At 30.0% G+C, this 15,766-nt stretch carries 14 protein-coding genes; 2 read left to right on the top strand and 12 right to left on the bottom strand.

Annotated features, from left to right (window positions below; translation table 11 throughout):
* Window positions 1-56: 56 nt before the first annotated feature.
* The 11 genes from B3603_RS19805 to glyA form a co-directional block, all read right to left on the bottom strand.
* Window positions 57-560, bottom strand: coding sequence for a flavin reductase family protein (locus B3603_RS19805; RefSeq protein ID WP_291568153.1), 504 nt, complete (start codon window positions 558-560; stop codon window positions 57-59).
* A 12-nt stretch (window positions 561-572) separates the two neighbouring features.
* The gene (locus B3603_RS19800) at window positions 573-1,481 is read right to left on the bottom strand and encodes an AEC family transporter (protein ID WP_291568151.1); all 909 of its coding nucleotides are present in this window, start codon (window positions 1,479-1,481) and stop codon (window positions 573-575) included.
* A gap of 31 nt (window positions 1,482-1,512) precedes the next feature.
* On the bottom strand, window positions 1,513-2,583 hold the full coding sequence (gene orr, locus B3603_RS19795; protein ID WP_291568149.1) for an ornithine racemase Orr: 1,071 nt from the start codon (window positions 2,581-2,583) through the stop codon (window positions 1,513-1,515).
* Complete coding sequence (locus B3603_RS19790; protein ID WP_291568148.1) at window positions 2,580-3,908, bottom strand: GlmL-related ornithine degradation protein; 1,329 nt, start codon at window positions 3,906-3,908, stop codon at window positions 2,580-2,582. Before B3603_RS19790 ends, orr begins: the two co-directional genes overlap by 4 nt.
* Before the next feature lie 201 nt (window positions 3,909-4,109).
* Window positions 4,110-6,278, bottom strand: coding sequence for a D-ornithine 4,5-aminomutase subunit OraE (gene oraE / locus B3603_RS19785; RefSeq protein ID WP_291568146.1), 2,169 nt, complete (start codon window positions 6,276-6,278; stop codon window positions 4,110-4,112).
* Window positions 6,278-6,640, bottom strand: a complete 363-nt coding sequence (locus B3603_RS19780) for an ornithine aminomutase subunit alpha (RefSeq protein ID WP_291568145.1) — start codon at window positions 6,638-6,640, stop codon at window positions 6,278-6,280. The genes oraE and B3603_RS19780 overlap by 1 nt, the downstream gene beginning before the upstream one ends.
* 20 nt (window positions 6,641-6,660) lie before the next feature.
* Window positions 6,661-8,073 (bottom strand): 2-amino-4-oxopentanoate thiolase subunit OrtB, encoded by a 1,413-nt coding sequence (ortB, locus tag B3603_RS19775; RefSeq protein ID WP_291568142.1) that lies wholly within the window; start codon window positions 8,071-8,073, stop codon window positions 6,661-6,663.
* A gap of 48 nt (window positions 8,074-8,121) precedes the next feature.
* Window positions 8,122-8,415 (bottom strand): 2-amino-4-oxopentanoate thiolase subunit OrtA, encoded by a 294-nt coding sequence (gene ortA, locus B3603_RS19770; protein WP_291568141.1) that lies wholly within the window; start codon window positions 8,413-8,415, stop codon window positions 8,122-8,124.
* Window positions 8,416-8,528: 113 nt separating this feature from the next.
* Complete coding sequence (gene ord / locus B3603_RS19765; protein WP_291568138.1) at window positions 8,529-9,575, bottom strand: 2,4-diaminopentanoate dehydrogenase; 1,047 nt, start codon at window positions 9,573-9,575, stop codon at window positions 8,529-8,531.
* A gap of 739 nt (window positions 9,576-10,314) precedes the next feature.
* Window positions 10,315-11,682: a sigma-54 interaction domain-containing protein gene (locus tag B3603_RS19760; RefSeq protein WP_291568136.1), complete on the bottom strand. Its 1,368-nt coding sequence runs from the start codon at window positions 11,680-11,682 to the stop codon at window positions 10,315-10,317.
* Between the two features lie 20 nt (window positions 11,683-11,702).
* Window positions 11,703-12,935 (bottom strand): serine hydroxymethyltransferase, encoded by a 1,233-nt coding sequence (gene glyA, locus B3603_RS19755; protein ID WP_291568134.1) that lies wholly within the window; start codon window positions 12,933-12,935, stop codon window positions 11,703-11,705.
* A 584-nt stretch (window positions 12,936-13,519) separates the two neighbouring features.
* Between glyA and B3603_RS19750 the strand changes: the two genes are divergently transcribed.
* Both B3603_RS19750 and B3603_RS19745 read left to right on the top strand, forming a co-directional pair.
* Window positions 13,520-14,290 (top strand): threonine/serine exporter family protein, encoded by a 771-nt coding sequence (locus tag B3603_RS19750; RefSeq protein WP_291568132.1) that lies wholly within the window; start codon window positions 13,520-13,522, stop codon window positions 14,288-14,290.
* Window positions 14,290-14,736: a threonine/serine exporter family protein gene (locus B3603_RS19745; protein ID WP_291568131.1), complete on the top strand. Its 447-nt coding sequence runs from the start codon at window positions 14,290-14,292 to the stop codon at window positions 14,734-14,736. The genes B3603_RS19750 and B3603_RS19745 overlap by 1 nt, the downstream gene beginning before the upstream one ends.
* A 387-nt stretch (window positions 14,737-15,123) precedes the next feature.
* Here the strand turns inward: B3603_RS19745 and B3603_RS19740 are convergent, their stop codons facing one another.
* A complete protein-coding gene (locus tag B3603_RS19740; protein ID WP_291568129.1) occupies window positions 15,124-15,693 on the bottom strand; it encodes a DUF3867 domain-containing protein in 570 nt (189 codons plus the stop codon).
* Window positions 15,694-15,766 lie beyond the last annotated feature (73 nt).

The following is a 15,766-nucleotide window of genomic DNA, read 5'->3' as shown; positions in this document are numbered from 1 at the left end:
GCGCCCATGCTGGGCACACTAATTAAAAAGCAGTGACATTGAATCACTGCTTTTAGTTATTTTTTGTAGCAATCTACTATTTCTCCATAATATAATACATGAATATCATTATCACCATATATGGTATTTTTTATTTCTTCATCTAAAAGATTTATATCTAATTCTTGTTTATAAACTATTTTACATTCATAGTGCATAATATTTTCTCCACCTATTACTGGAGTTTCTACTATGTTTGATTTTTCTATGGTTAAATCACGTTCTTTAAATTTATCGTAATCCCTTCCAGATTTACTTCCACAAAAGGCTAATTCACTCTTTTTAGAATCATCAAGAGGTACGCTTACCGTAAAATTATCACTATTTTCTATAAATTCATAAGTATATCTTGACTTTCTAACAAGTACAGTAAATATAGGTCTTTTCCACTGATATCCTATATCTCCCCAACTTATTGTCATAGTGTTTATTTTGTCCTTAGATTTTACTGTCAAGAATGCCCCTTTAGTATGTAAATTTTCCATAGCTTCTTCTAAATGGTTAGTAAAATTTGCTTTCATACTATCACTCCTTTATATTACTGCTATAATGATTACTGGTATAGTTATCATAGAAATTAGTGTGCTTATAAAAACTGCTTTAGAAGCATAACTAGCATCTTTTCCGTATCCATTAATAATAATTGGTGCTAAAGTTGCACCAGGCATTGCCTCTATTATAACACAAATTTCCATTAAACTATTATCTATTCTAAAGGTTTTCATTACAAATAAAACTATAAATGGAACTAATATTAAAATATTAAAACTTCCATAATATAAAGATAAATCAGAAAATAAATCTTTTATCTTAACTTTAGATAACATAGAACCTATTATAATCATAGAAATAGGGGTAGTCGTATTACCTAAATGTTTAACTCCATCCTTAATTGGTAATGGTAAATCCAATGGTGTAATAAAAAGAATAACCCCAATTAAAACTGCTATCATTGATGGATTAGTTATAGCTTTCTTGAAACTTCCCTTTTCATTATCATCTAAAAGTCTTACACCTATAGTCCATAGAAATAAGTTAAATCCCATATTAAACATAGCAGCATAAAACACTGCAATTGGTCCTAAAACACTATTTAAAATTGGATATCCCATAAATCCTACATTAGAAAAAGTAGTTACAAACCTCAAAACACCTTGTTTTTCACTTTTATTTTTTATATATAAAAGTTTTGTAACTAATAAAAGACTTCCATGTATTATAATAGAATAGATTAAAATTTTTAACGCATTTCCTAGAAGTTCATCACTATAATCAATATTAAAAGAAGTAACTATAAGAAAGGGCAAGGTAATATTAAGTAATAATTCAGACATCCCTTTCTCTACTGTTTTATTTATAAATCCTTTTTTGGCTCCATAATATCCCATAAGCATCATAAAAAATAAGGTTAAAACTTGATTTATTATTTCAATATTACTCACATAATTCCCACCATTTATTTCATATTAACTTTTATTCAATATAGTATTTACTTACATAAGCTGAAGTCATTGCTTGCAATAAACATCCATATTTTACATCAAACTCTACAATATCTCCAACTCTATAGTCATATTCACACTCTGTTATATCTAAAATTAAATGATCACTACTGGCCCCTAAAATTTTCATTTTTTCATCTCTAGGGCCCATAGCATCCATTTTAATGTCTTGTCTACCTACTGCAACTATAGCTCTTTTCCTAATTCCAAGATCTTCAAACTCAGGTACTTCCCCAAAAGCATTTAATCCTATTGTACCTATAGGTATAGAAGGTTTGCTTTTCACCTCAACAATTTCTGCTTTTAATGTAAAAACATCACTGTAAGTATTAGGTATTCTTTTTGCGAAAGAAGATTCTGTACCTAAAAGTATACCTTCTCCAATTCTAAGCTGAGTAACTCCTTTTGGAATTGTACCATCCATAATCATATAAAGACTGCTAGAGTTCCCGCCTGAAACTATTGGAAGATTTATATCTAATGTTTCTTCTAACATTTCTTTCATTTTAATAAGGTTTCCTAGATTATTTTCATCAGCTAATACTCCACCATAACAAGTTAAATTGGTACCCAATCCAACCAACTCTATATTAGGTAATTTTATTATTTCCTTTACTGTATCTAAAAGATCTTCTTCAAATATCCCTTCTCTTAAGTCACCTAAATCTACCATAAGTATTATTTTATGATTCTTATTTAAACTTTCAGCTGCTTCTGAAAGTTTTTTAATAACTTTAAGCTCAGAGTTTAAACTTATATCAGAATATTTTACAACATCTAAAGCTTCACTTCCCATAGGTATTCTCACAGTATATTTTGTACATTCTAAATGTTCCGAATTTTTTAGATTTAAAAGTCTCGCATCACCAACATTCTTAAGTCCTGCTTCTACAAGAGCTCTTGTTATTGGTTCTTTTGCACAATATCCTTTTGTAATGCCAACAACTTCAATATTATGTTCGCCACAGATATTTATAATAGTCTGAACATTGTGCTTTATTTTTGGTAAATTTACTTCTATACATGGATAATTTTTTTTCATATGCCTAAACTCTCCTTTAATAATAAACTAGCTGCCTCTTTATCTTCTATAGATAAAACGCCTGCACAAGCCATTATATACATATTATCTAAAAGTATCTTAGCTCCAACCTTAGGGTACATAGTTAAATCTTCATTTAAAGCTCTAACTCCACTTAAAAAATCTTCTCCCTTTGGAAGTCTTGTAAGTGCTCCACCTGTTCCTACAATATATTTAATCATAGACAAGTCCTTACCATAGGCTAAAAAGTTTTTTCCTGCACCATATACTCTTTTGATATGGCCAACATGTCTTTTAATGGCGGTATCTACTGCTTTTTTAGTTAAAATTCCACTCCATTTTTTATCTTCATCTTCTGTTGGTATCGGTTTTATGTGGGATTTTATTTCCTCTAAAGATAAACCATTCCTTTCTCTTTCATCTAAAAGTTCAATAACATTATCACTGTTTATATATACACCTAAGTCTCCTTCTACAGTTCTCTTAGCTTTAGGTTCAGGAGTTACCAGTATATCTAAAATCTCAGTTGAACCTTCTGTTACAGAATGCACATCTGTAGTTGCTCCACCTACATCAAAAACTATTACATCTCCCATAATGTCATAAATCAGCTTTGTAGCCTCCATTACAGCACCTGGTGTAGGCATTATAGGGCCATCTACCATTTCTTTTATTTTTTCCATCCCTGGCGCCTTAACAATATTCTTCTCAAAAGCTTTTTGAATCATGGCTCTAGCTGGCTCTACATTTAGTTCATCCACTCTAGGATAAACGTTATCAATTATATAGAGTTCTTGATTTTCAAATATATCTTTAATCTCCTCAACATTTGCTATATTCCCGCAATAAACAATAGGTATATTTAACTGTTCACTACTAAGTAATTCAGAATTATAAAGTGCCGTTTCTCTTTCTCCATAGTCGGTTCCTCCTGCAATCATAATAAGATTAGGTTTAATCTCTTTAATTTTTCTAATATCGCTTTTTCTAAGCTTTCCTGCTGTTACCATTTTTATAATTCCACCAGCACCTAAAGCTGCCTCTCGCGCTGCTTTTACTGTCATATCCTCTACAAGTCCATGAACAGTAATCTTGAGCCCTCCTGCAGCACTGCTAGTTGCCAGCATCTTTTTATATTCGACATTTTCCCCAACTTTTCCTTCTATTTCTTCTAATGCTTTTTTTAAGCCTATTGTTACATCTCCATCTAATACTGTAGTAAAGTATTTACCTTGTCCTATTATTTCTACCCCATTCTTAAAATTAAAAGCAGTAACTAATGTTGTAGTACTTCCTATTTCTGCTACTAAATAATCAACTTTCATAATAATCCCTCCTAATATTTCAATTCATAATTCACGATGCACAATTCACAATTGTGGATATTTCTCAGCTACCACTGAGAAATTTAAAATTGATTCTGTAACGGTGAACAGTGTTCGCCAGTTATCTATTGAAACAATTTATGTACTCTTTAAATTTATTTAATTAAAGGCATACATGGTTTTATGTATGCCTTTTTAATATTATTCTTCTTTTTTCATTAGAGTTTCAATTATAAATGAGGCTACATCATTTCCATGAGTTCCTCTACCAAAACCCGCATCCATACCATTTGCTTTTGCAATTTCATCACTGACCTGAGTTCCTCCAGATACTAATATAAACTTATCTCTTACACCTTTTTCTATACAAAGGTCATTTATTTTTCTCATGTTTTTAATGTGTACATCATTATGAGTTATTATTGTGCTTGCAACTATAGCTTGAGCTTTAGTTTCTATAGCCGCATCTATCAATTTTTCTACTGGACAAGAGGTTCCAAGGTAAATACATTCTATACCGTATCTTTCCATACCGCCATGTTTAATATCTATAATTTCTCTTAGCCCTACAGAGTGTTCATCTTCTCCAACAGTAGCAGCTACTATTTTAACTGGATTATTTTGAACGTATTCCTTCATCACTCCATCACTTAAAAGTTGCTTTTTCTCTGGAACTTTGAGCTTACTCTTATCAATTTTGAAGGATACTCTTCCTTTTATTTCAACTAATGTACCTTCTGCTTCTTGCATTACTTGTTTATGAATAACCTCAACATCAGTTAAATTCATATTTTTCCCTATTTCCAGTGCAGCAGCTTCAGCTATTCTCTCACTTTCAGGTAAGAATAAGGTTACTGATACATATCCATCTTTACTCCACTCAACTTCAGGGGTTATAGTTCCATCTTCTTTAACTTTTTCCATTCTCTTAAAAACATTGTCTTCTTCATCTAATTCATCTATATATTGAATTTTATCATGATTACAAAGAGTACATTCTTTTATAACATCACAAGGTTTATTATATTTTTCTGGAACATTATTATATCCAAAATGAGCACAAACCGGTGCAAAGTAATCTTCATCTCTTTTAACTACTGTGTCTACACCAATACCTCCATCAATCTTTCTTGCTATACCATCGCTATTTCTAGCTGGATACTCTCCTGAATCAACGAAGAATCCTTTCTGAACAGCTTCAAAATAGCCACCATTCTCAATTATTTCCTCTAAGAATAGTATTGCTCTTTCTTTAAGTTCTCTAACCTTCGCTGGCAAGTACCCATCTTTTTTAAGCTCGACCATATCCATTAAACCATCCATACCAATCAGCGCTTGTTTTGCAGTATTGACAGCATGAATATTATTATAATGCCAAGGTACATTTCTTCCTTCATCAGGAGTTATTGTACTTTGAATATCTACTGATGTAAGCTTAGAAATTAGTAGATTTAAACTATGAGTAACAGTAGCTTCTCTTGTACATGAATCCATGTATTTAGTATTCATTTGAGCTCTCATTTTATAGTTTCTAAATAAATCTCTAAGGGCTACAGCATATGGAAGGTCATATGTTAAACAAGGTGCTGGCGGTGCTGTAGGAGGAACTGTTGAAAGTGCAATATTTTCACTCTTCATTCCTACCCTTTCAGAATACTTAGAGTTAATAGCATGCTGAACCATAAGCTCTGGCATTACATTATATCCCTTCATAGCAGTTGCATTAGCATTATGTGCTCCATCTATTTGAACAATATCTCCCCATGCCATAAGCTTTTTAGCTACTGCTGCATCTACAAAGGAACGAACCATATTTATATTTCTATATAACACATTATATTGAGGGTCTTGGTGTGCTCCATTTACTCCTTCCTCTGCAAACATAACCGCAATATCTGGCCCTGCTACACCAGATACATAAGAGTGAAAGTTTATTTCTCTTCCTACTTCTTCCTCAATTAAATCTAACGCTTTTCTTGTAGCTCTAACTTCTTTTCTTGTAATTGGAACTCCGCCTATACCTTCTGGTGATCCTTCAATTAATCCATCGTAATGACTTTGTCCAGCTGTTCTTATAACCATTATATGATCAGCACCGTGCCAAGCAGCCATTCTCATTCTTCTTATATCGTCTTCAAATCTACCAGAGGCAATTTCTGAAGTNNTTGGTTGAGGGTCTATATTTTCAAAGCTTCTTGCTGATGGTAAAGCTCTACTTTTTTTAAGGGGAGCAGAGATTTCTTTATATTTAAATTCCCCAACATTTCTATCATATTTTTCTCTCCAATGCCATCCTCTTCTTTTAGGCTTATATTTATCTAAATCTTTAAGAATTTCTTCAACATTTATTTTTTTATTCTCTTGTAGCACTACTTATCCCCCCTAAAAAGTTCAACTACTTCATTCCATCCTTTTCCTTCCCCCAGTATGCGTCCTGCATTTAAATAATCAATACCTTTAAGTTCACTATATTTTAGAACTACATTTCCCATACCTTTAGAAAGTAGATTTACCTTAGTACCTTCTATAACTATTTTAGAAGCTTCTATACTTGAAAATCCCATTCTAAGTAATACAGAACGCTCTATTGATGGAGAAGTATGGTTATGAGCAAGATCTACTAATGGATTAACTATCTCTTCTGTTAATGACCAAAATCTTTCATATAATTCTTCATCACTTAGATTCTTTAAGTGTTGCCTTCTTAATTGAAAATCATCTTCTCTTTTCACAAAAGTTCCCCCCTAGACTTTTATTTTATATATATTCCCTCGTGAGATAAAATGTCTAACATTTGAATTTTGGATAATTTAGTTTCACTACATAAAAATTCTACATCCACTATATCTAGCATATTTTTTTCTAATTTTTTCAAAGTATTCTTTATCAAAGATTTTCTATAATTATTTAAATCTTTTTCTTTTATTTTTAAATCCTTAGGATGCTGTGGTAAAATTAGATTTTTCCCTGCAATTTCTTCACTTGGATCTCCTATTAAAATTTCTATACCATTATCCTTAGCAAAAGTAAGTTGAGGCAATATATGTTTTCCTGCACCTGTATATTCTGTTTCCTGTACTACAATTATTGCATCATCCTCCATATCTTGAGCTAATACAAAGGCTGCTGCTAAAGATGTATTCCCTGCTGGTCCTCTCTCTAATCCCTCAAGCTGTGCTAAAAGTTCCGTCATATAGAAAATTTGTCCCTGTGATATAGTTACATATCTATCTAAATATCTAAGTGGTCTTGCAGCACTTCTTGGCACATCACTTCTATCAGGCCACACCATAAAAGGTATTCCAAAGCCTGTATGACCTGTAGTGAAAGATTTTTTATTAAAATCATTATCACTTGCCATATGAAGACCTTCCAAATCTGCTGATGCACCTATTATTTTTGTATATAATGCTCCAGCTTTTATAAGTCCTCTAGCTGTACCTGTAACATTTCCTCCTCCAGCATGAGTTGCTACTACCATGTCAGGATCTTTTCCAAACCTTTCTCTACACTCTGTTGCTATTTCATAGCCTAAAGTTTCAATGCCTGCAATACCATAAGAAGAATATAAAGAAGCATTATAGTATCCTGTTTCTTCAAGCATGCTTAGGAAAGTGTAAAATAGTTCAGGACCAACAGTAAGCTGCATAACTTCAGCTCCTAAACAGTCACATTTTCTTCCTTTTTCTATTATTTCAGGCTGTCCTATTTTTTTTGAATCGTAGCACTCCTGTACTATAATTGCCTTTAATCCATGAATTGCAGCTTGAGAAGCTACTGCAGCACCATAATTTCCTGAAGTAGCTGATGCTACCCCCTTATATCCTCTTTTTTTCGCATCATAGACAGATACACTTGCTCTTCTGTCTTTAAAACTGCCAGATGGATTACAACTCTCATCTTTCACAAAAATTCTTGCTGCTTTCCCACTTTTAGAAACTTTCCTTGCTAGATTAGTAATATTTTTTAGTTCTAGTAAAGGAGTATTACCAACCCCTACTTCTCTTTGAATTTTCATAATGTCACTTAGAGAATATCCAATATCTCTCATCATTCCTTCATAATCAAAAGAAATAACTCCAGTCTCATACTTTAAAAAATCTATTCCTACAGATTCAATCATTATTTCATTTTTTCTAGCCATTAAAGCTTCATATTTATTCACAATTATCACCTACTTTAATAAAAAACTTTTCTATACATTATTTACACTCTACTGCTCAAATAATATTTTCTTTGCTTGTTTTCCTATATAAGAAATTTCTTCTACATGTCTTCCAAAATCATGATTATAATAAGGTTCTACTTCTACTACTACTCCACTAACGATTCTCCCTATAACAGTTTCTATTTTAACTTCCTCACCTAGCTCACAATCTTCTAAAACATTTCCCCTTACCCACATCTTAAGAGGAGTACTTTTAGTATCCTCTGGTATGGATTTAGATCTATCTTCTATAGATAAAACTTCACTAATAATCTCAACGTAGGTACCTTTCTTAATCATAAAATCACTACCTTTTAAAAAAATTCTACTTATGAATAAGTATTTACAATAATAAATAATGAGAAATTTCAATTAATTTTACTTATATATTTTCAGTATTCAATTATTTAAATCTATTGTCTATAATAATTAACTTGATCACTAAAGCTATTTTCTATAGCATGTGGAAGTGGTAAATCTATCATCGTTTTAAGTCCTGAAGAAGCTGCTATAACCTGTGGAATCATATTTATGGCCATTGCCATTGTTCCTATTCCACCTGGAGTTTCTGGTTTAATTGAAAGATGTAAATCAGCATCTCCATATACATCAATATAATCCCCTGTATCAATAGCTTCACATTCAGGATGAATTTGTTGAGGATGTTCCAATGTAATAACAGCTTTTCCATCTTTATAAGCTGTAGCTATATGGTTACATCCTGCAACCATACCTGGTTCAACCACTACGCATGATGTTTCCCTATGTGTATTAGATATAATGGGCTCTCTGGTCTCAACAATTTCATCATACTCAAGTCCTAATGCCTTAGCCACCATTGGAATGGATTGAGCAAAGCCTATGTGACCAACTATAGAGCCATTTTCAAGTCCAGTTTCAAACTGTTCTAAAGTTGTACCTACACCTTGAGTTCTCATAACTGTAGCACCAAATGGAGACAAATCATTAATTCTTGCAGCTTTTATTGATTTTACACTTCTACATCCAGCAGATAACATTATTATTAATGAATCTAAAACAAAACCTGGATTTACTCCTGTTCCCAAAATTGTTACATTATTTTCTTTAGCTAAATTATCCATTTCTGAAGATAACTCAGGCTCAATTACGTATGGATATGCCATTTCTTCTGCAATTGTTATGCAATTTTTTCCACTATTTACAATAGTTTTTATTGCTGGAAATACGGATTTCACAAAAGAATCTATAGCTAATATAACTATGTCTGCTTTAACATTATTTATAACTTCCAATTCATTTTCAGATATAGATACAGATTTTTTCTCTAATTCTAAATATTCTCCTAAATCCTTTCCAATTTTATTTGGGTCTTTATCTATTGCACCTACTACTTCTATTCCTTTCTTTCCTAATGCCATCTTAGCCATTCCACTTCCCATAGCACCTAATCCCCAAAATATTACCTTAACATTTTCCATATATAAATCCCCTCCTATAATTAATAAAATTTTTAATTATATAACCAAAATTTAAATATTAGGCTCTAAAATAAAATAACCAATCAAAGATATAGTGATATTCTGTATCAAATAAGGAGGCAAGTTCTTCTCATAATTCAGTTATGAGCAAGCTTTAATTACATAGTATGATGCAAAATAAACTAGCATATTGACTAGTTATTTTTTGAAGATGCCTTACGTTATAAGGTTCCTTAATGAAAATTTAACTCATATATGATTTTAATTTCCATAACAAAATTTTTTACCTTAAATTAAAAATTAAGAATGGAAGATGAAAAATTATGGTTAAAGCTCCACCATCAAAGTCGTTGGAGTTTTTTAAAATAAATTTTGTTTTTAGAAATTCACTAAAGGTGAATTTCATCCTAAATTTGTATTGTTAATTATTAATCCTTAATTTTCATAGAGTTAAACTTTTTTTAGAAAATTTATTTTTAACAGTATATTTTAAATTTTCATGCTAGATCCTTATATTTAAACTATAGCAATTACTGTGCCAACTTATTTAGTAAAAAAAACGTATTTTACTAGTAAAACACTAAAAATTGATCTATTTTCCAATAATAATTTCAATTTTCTGAAAATATTTTGCATTAAATGCAAAATATTTTTACAAGTTATTTCTTGCAAACATTGCCTTAATGGTATCGTTAATAAAAAAACAAGCTGAGTGCAAATATATTTGCACTCAGCTTTACTATTTATCTAATAAATTATACTTTTTTAATTTATATTGCAAACTTTGACGAGAAACTTTTAATTCTTTAGAAGTTTTAGTTACATTATAGGAATGCTTTTTAAGACATTTTTCAATAATTTCCCTTTCTATAGAATCTAAATAATCTGAAAGAGGTATATCTCCATCGTAAGATGTATTATCATAAGCATCACCATATTGAACTATCTTGTTTTCAAAAAACTCTTTGGTAAGTATTTCACTGTCATCTATCATATTTATAGCAGACTCAATAACATTTTTTAACTCTCGAATGTTTCCAGGCCAATTGTACTCTAAAAATTTCTCTATAACTTCCTTATCTATAGATTTTACATTCTTAGATAGAATTTTATTATAGTAACTTAAAAAATAATAGGCTAATGACTCAACATCCTCTTTTCTTTCTCTTAGTGGAGGTATATCGATTCTTAGTACACTAAGTCTATAATAAAAATCTTTTCTTAGCTTTCCTTCACTTATTAACTTTTCAGGTTCTTCATTTAAAGTAGCTATTATCCTAACATCAATGTCAATAATTTTATTACTTCCTAAAGGTCTAATATAGCCATCTTGAAGTACTCTTAAAAGTTTAGATTGTAAATATGGCTCCATAGAGTTGATCTCATCTAAAAGCACTGTACCTTGATGTGCCTCTTCAAAAAGTCCTTTTTTATTTTCTGCACCAGTAAAACTTCCTTTTACTGTACCAAATAACATTCCTTCCAACAGTGCACTTGGTATTGCTGCACAATTTATTGGAATAAAAGGTTTGTCCTTTCTTATTCCACCATAATGTATGCTTTGAGCAAAAACCTCTTTTCCCGTTCCTGTTTCACCATATATAAGTACTGAAGAATTAGAAAGACTAGCTCTAACTGCTTTATTCACTTCATTTCTTATCTTTACACTATCTCCAATAATATTTTTAAATACATGATGTTCTTCATATTTATTACTATTATTTTCAAGCTTACATACCTTTTCATTTAGTTTTCTAATTTGAGTCATATCTCTAGCAATTTCTATTGCTCCTATAACATTATCATTCTGAATCACAGGAATAGTAGTATTTATAGAAGTAATATTTTTTCCTTCTTTGCTAGAATAATGTTGTATAATATCTCTATATTGCTTTTTTTCTTTTAAGGCATTCATAAGAGTTGAAATATCTTCCATACCTTTTAGATATTCATAAACTTTTTTCCCAAGGACATCTTCTTTTTTAAAACCCTCAATTTTTGCCATAGGATTGTTATAATATATAGTTTTTCCTTTGTTATCTACAATATGAATTCCTTCGTTGAGATTTTCTATTAAACACTCTAAAATATACTCACTTTTATTCATATTAATATAACCTTACTTTACTAATATAATGGGCATTTTTTACAAAGTTCATGTACTTTTGCTTTTACTGAACTTAAGTCTCCTTCTCTATTGTCTATAGCCTCATTTATAAGTCTTGCAACTTCTCTCATTTCTTCTTCTTTGAAACCTCTAGTTGTAACTGCTGGAGTACCTATTCTTATTCCACTAGTTATAAATGGACTTTTAGTTTCAAATGGAATAGTGTTTTTATTTACTGTAATTCCAATAGAATCAAGAAGTTTCTCAGCATCTTTACCAGTTAATTCTTTGTTAGTTAAATCTACAAGCATAACATGGTTATCAGTGCCACCAGAAACTATTCTAAATCCATACTTAGTTAATTCATCACTAAGCACTTTAGCATTCTTAACTACCTGCTCCATATAAGTTTTAAAATCTTCTTCCATTGCTTCTTTGAAACATGCTGCTTTAGCTGCTATTATATGCATTAGTGGTCCACCTTGCATTCCTGGGAATACAGATTTATCTAATGCTTTAGCAAATTCTTCTTTACATAAAACCGCTCCACCTCTAGGACCTCTTAATGTTTTATGAGTAGTAGTAGTTACAAAGTCTGCATATGGTACTGGTGATGGATGTAAACCTGTTGCTACAAGACCAGCAATATGTGCCATATCTACCATAAAGTAAGCTCCTACTTCATCAGCAATTTCTCTAATTTTCTTAAAATCTATTATTCTAGAATAAGCACTAGCACCAGCTACTATTAGCTTAGGCTTAGATTCTAATGCTAATTTTCTTAACTCTTCATAATCAATAGTTTCAGTTTCACTATTAACTCCATAAGAAACAAAGTTATATAATAAACCTGAAAAGTTTACTGGACTTCCATGAGTTAAATGTCCTCCATGGCTTAAATTCATTCCTAGAACTGTATCCCCCGGTTTTAATACAGTTAAATAAACTGCCATATTAGCTTGTGAACCTGAATGTGGTTGAACGTTAGCATGATCAGCACCAAATAGTTTTTTCATTCTGTCTCTTGCTAAGTCTTCAACCTTGTCCACTACAAAGCATCCACCATAATATCTCTTATTTGGATATCCTTCTGCATATTTGTTTGTCAATACTGAACCAGCAGCTTCCATTACTGATCTAGAGACAAAATTTTCTGAAGCAATAAGTTCAATATGTTCTTCTTGTCTTTGTTGTTCCTGGTTTATCATTTCAAGTAATTCTCTATCCATTTTTTCTAAATGAGTTAAATTCATTCCTTCCACGCCCCTTTTATTTATAATTAACTTGTAATAATAACTACTACAACTTAATTATAGTTTTTTATTGAATAATAATCAATAATAGTATTTATTTAACAAGGTTTGTTATAATATCAAATATTAAAAATATTTGATATTATATAGCTTTTAAATTAACATCTATTAAATATATAAAATTAAGAAATAATACCTATAGATGTAGTATGACACTTATACAATTGAGAATTGACAATGGAGAATTATTGATACTTATCTTTTATAAGAGAAGTTTTCAGTTGATTTATTATTTGAAAGATGCAGTCACTTCTTATAAAGTACTAGCAATACATTAATAGTAAACAATTAATTAAAGAAATTTCCTTAATTAAAACCGATTTCAACAGAATTATTAAATTTTAATTATTTTAAATTTATAATAACTGTTTAATCCTTATTTAGCCTAAGGTTCTCCTTTATAAGAATTTAGGTTATATTAGTTATAATTAAAATTTTCAAACAATTCTGCTTTGTATTGAATTTTATTTAATTTGATATATAATATGAAAGGCTGAGAAATTTTTGGTTAGAAAGGAGTAGCTATGTATACTGATAATATAGTTCATATTGCTGCAGATGCAGGGAAAATAATACTTGAGAATGGTGGAGAGACTTATAGAGTAGAAGAAACAATCTCTAAAATTTGTGAAGCCTATAATATCAAAACTGTAGAAAATTTTGTTACTCCAACAATTATAGTAATATCTATACTTAATGAAAATTCAGAAACGATCACAGTAGTTAGAAGAATAAAATATAGAACAGTTAATTTAAAAAAGGTCTCCCTAGTAAATGATCTATCTAGAAGTGTTTATACTAAAGCACTTTCCATGGATGATATTAGAAGTGAACTTAAGTATATAGATACAATTCCTAGATATAGTGATGAAATGACCACATTTATGTCAGGACTCAGTGCAGGTTTTTTTACACTATTATTTGGTGGAGCACTTAGAGATTTCGTAGTATCTGTATTTATAGGAATAGTAATTAGTTTAATTATTAGATTATTTAATAAATACCAAGTTAATAGCTTTTTTTCCAATGTTTGTGGAGGACTATTAGCTGCTTCTGTAGCTATAGTAATATCACACTTTTATCCTAGTTTTAATGTAGATACCATAATTATAGGCTCTATAATGCTTTTGGTACCAGGACTTGTAATTACTAATGCAATAAGAGATACCTTAGCTGGAGATTTATTATCTGGTATTTCTCGTTCTGTAGAAGCATTAATGATAGCTGCTGGTATTGCAATAGGTACAACAATAGGCTTTAAAATATGGCTCTATATTTTAGGAGGTGCATTATAATGTTAGCATATTTCTATGCCTTTATGAGTTCTTTAGGTTTTGGAATACTATTTAATGTTAGAGGTAAAGATCTATTTTTTGCATCTCTTGGCGGTGGAATTGGGTGGTTTTTTTATACTCAAATTCTCTCACTTACTAGTTCTGAAGTCATAGCATTATTTATCGGCACAATATCACTTAGCATACATTCTGAAATTTGTGCTCGTGTATTTAAAAACCCCGTTACCTTATATTTAATATGTGCTTTAATACCTCTTGTACCTGGTAGTGGTATGTATTATACCATATTTGAAGCAGTTAAAGGAGACTATAATGCTTCTTTAACAAAAGGAATTCAAACTCTATTTAATGCAGGATCTATAGCAGTAGCAGTAATGTTTGTATCAACTATAAGTAGAGTTATAATTGCATTGTCTGCAAAGAAGAAAAAAAGAAAAAAATCTTAAAAAAACTATGACTTAGTGCCATAGTTTTTTAATTTAAATTTTTTAGTCAATTTTTAATATAGGTATTTGATTCCTAATATAGAGCTCCACAATGAAAATTCAATTTATACATTATTTTAATTTACATAACACAAATTCTTTTCTATGAATTAAAAATTAAGAATGAAATATACGAATTATGGTTAAAACTCCAACCTCAAAGCTTTTGGAGTTTTTTAAAATAAATTTTGTTTTAGAAATTCACTAAATGTGAATTTCATCTCTAATTCTTCATTCTTAAATATTAATTCTTAATTTTTAAGGTGTTAAACTTTTTTAGAAAATTTATTTTCCAAAGTATATTTAAAATTTTCGCATTGGATTTCTATATATTACATGTCATAAGCTTTAATAATCATATTCTGAAACATTTTGGCAAAGTGATATTTTTAAATTTTTTTCTTTAATGACTTTTTTGTAAGAACATAAAAATTCATTTAACTCATTATCTTTTAAGTTTATATTCTTGGGACTTTTTAATATTACCTTTTCTTCCTGAAGAATGATATCTAATGTGTTTAAGTCATTATGAATTTTATATATAGTTACTTGACTAAGAGCTATCTTGTCTTTATATTTTTCATGAAAGCTTACAGTTTTTCTTATATCTTCATAATCCTTATTTAAGTTTCCTAAGCCTAAACCATTCATATCAACACCAAAGGATTTCATTTGATTTTCTAAATCTGATACATCTAAACCATATCTTTCCATAAGTTTTTTTTGTATATTCATAAGCTTTTCTTCAGATACATTATTCTTTTCCATATATTCTCTAAGACTCTTAGTAAATTCCATTATGTTTAAATCACCTTGAGCCATAGAGTAATATAATCCATAAATATATTGTTCGAACTTATCTAAATCCTTATCACTTGCTCTATTCTTTAATTCATTAAAATCAATTACATCACTCATTTTTACACCTCCAATAATAAGAAATTATAAAAATTTTTATTAAAAAAGGTTGCAATAATTGCAACCTTTTAAA

Source organism: Clostridium sp. UBA2485, from assembly GCF_002341865.1.
Lineage (GTDB): Bacteria > Bacillota > Clostridia > Clostridiales > Clostridiaceae > Clostridium_J.
The sequence above is the reverse complement of the archived record's forward strand: the minus strand, read 5'-3'. Positions and strand labels throughout refer to the sequence as shown.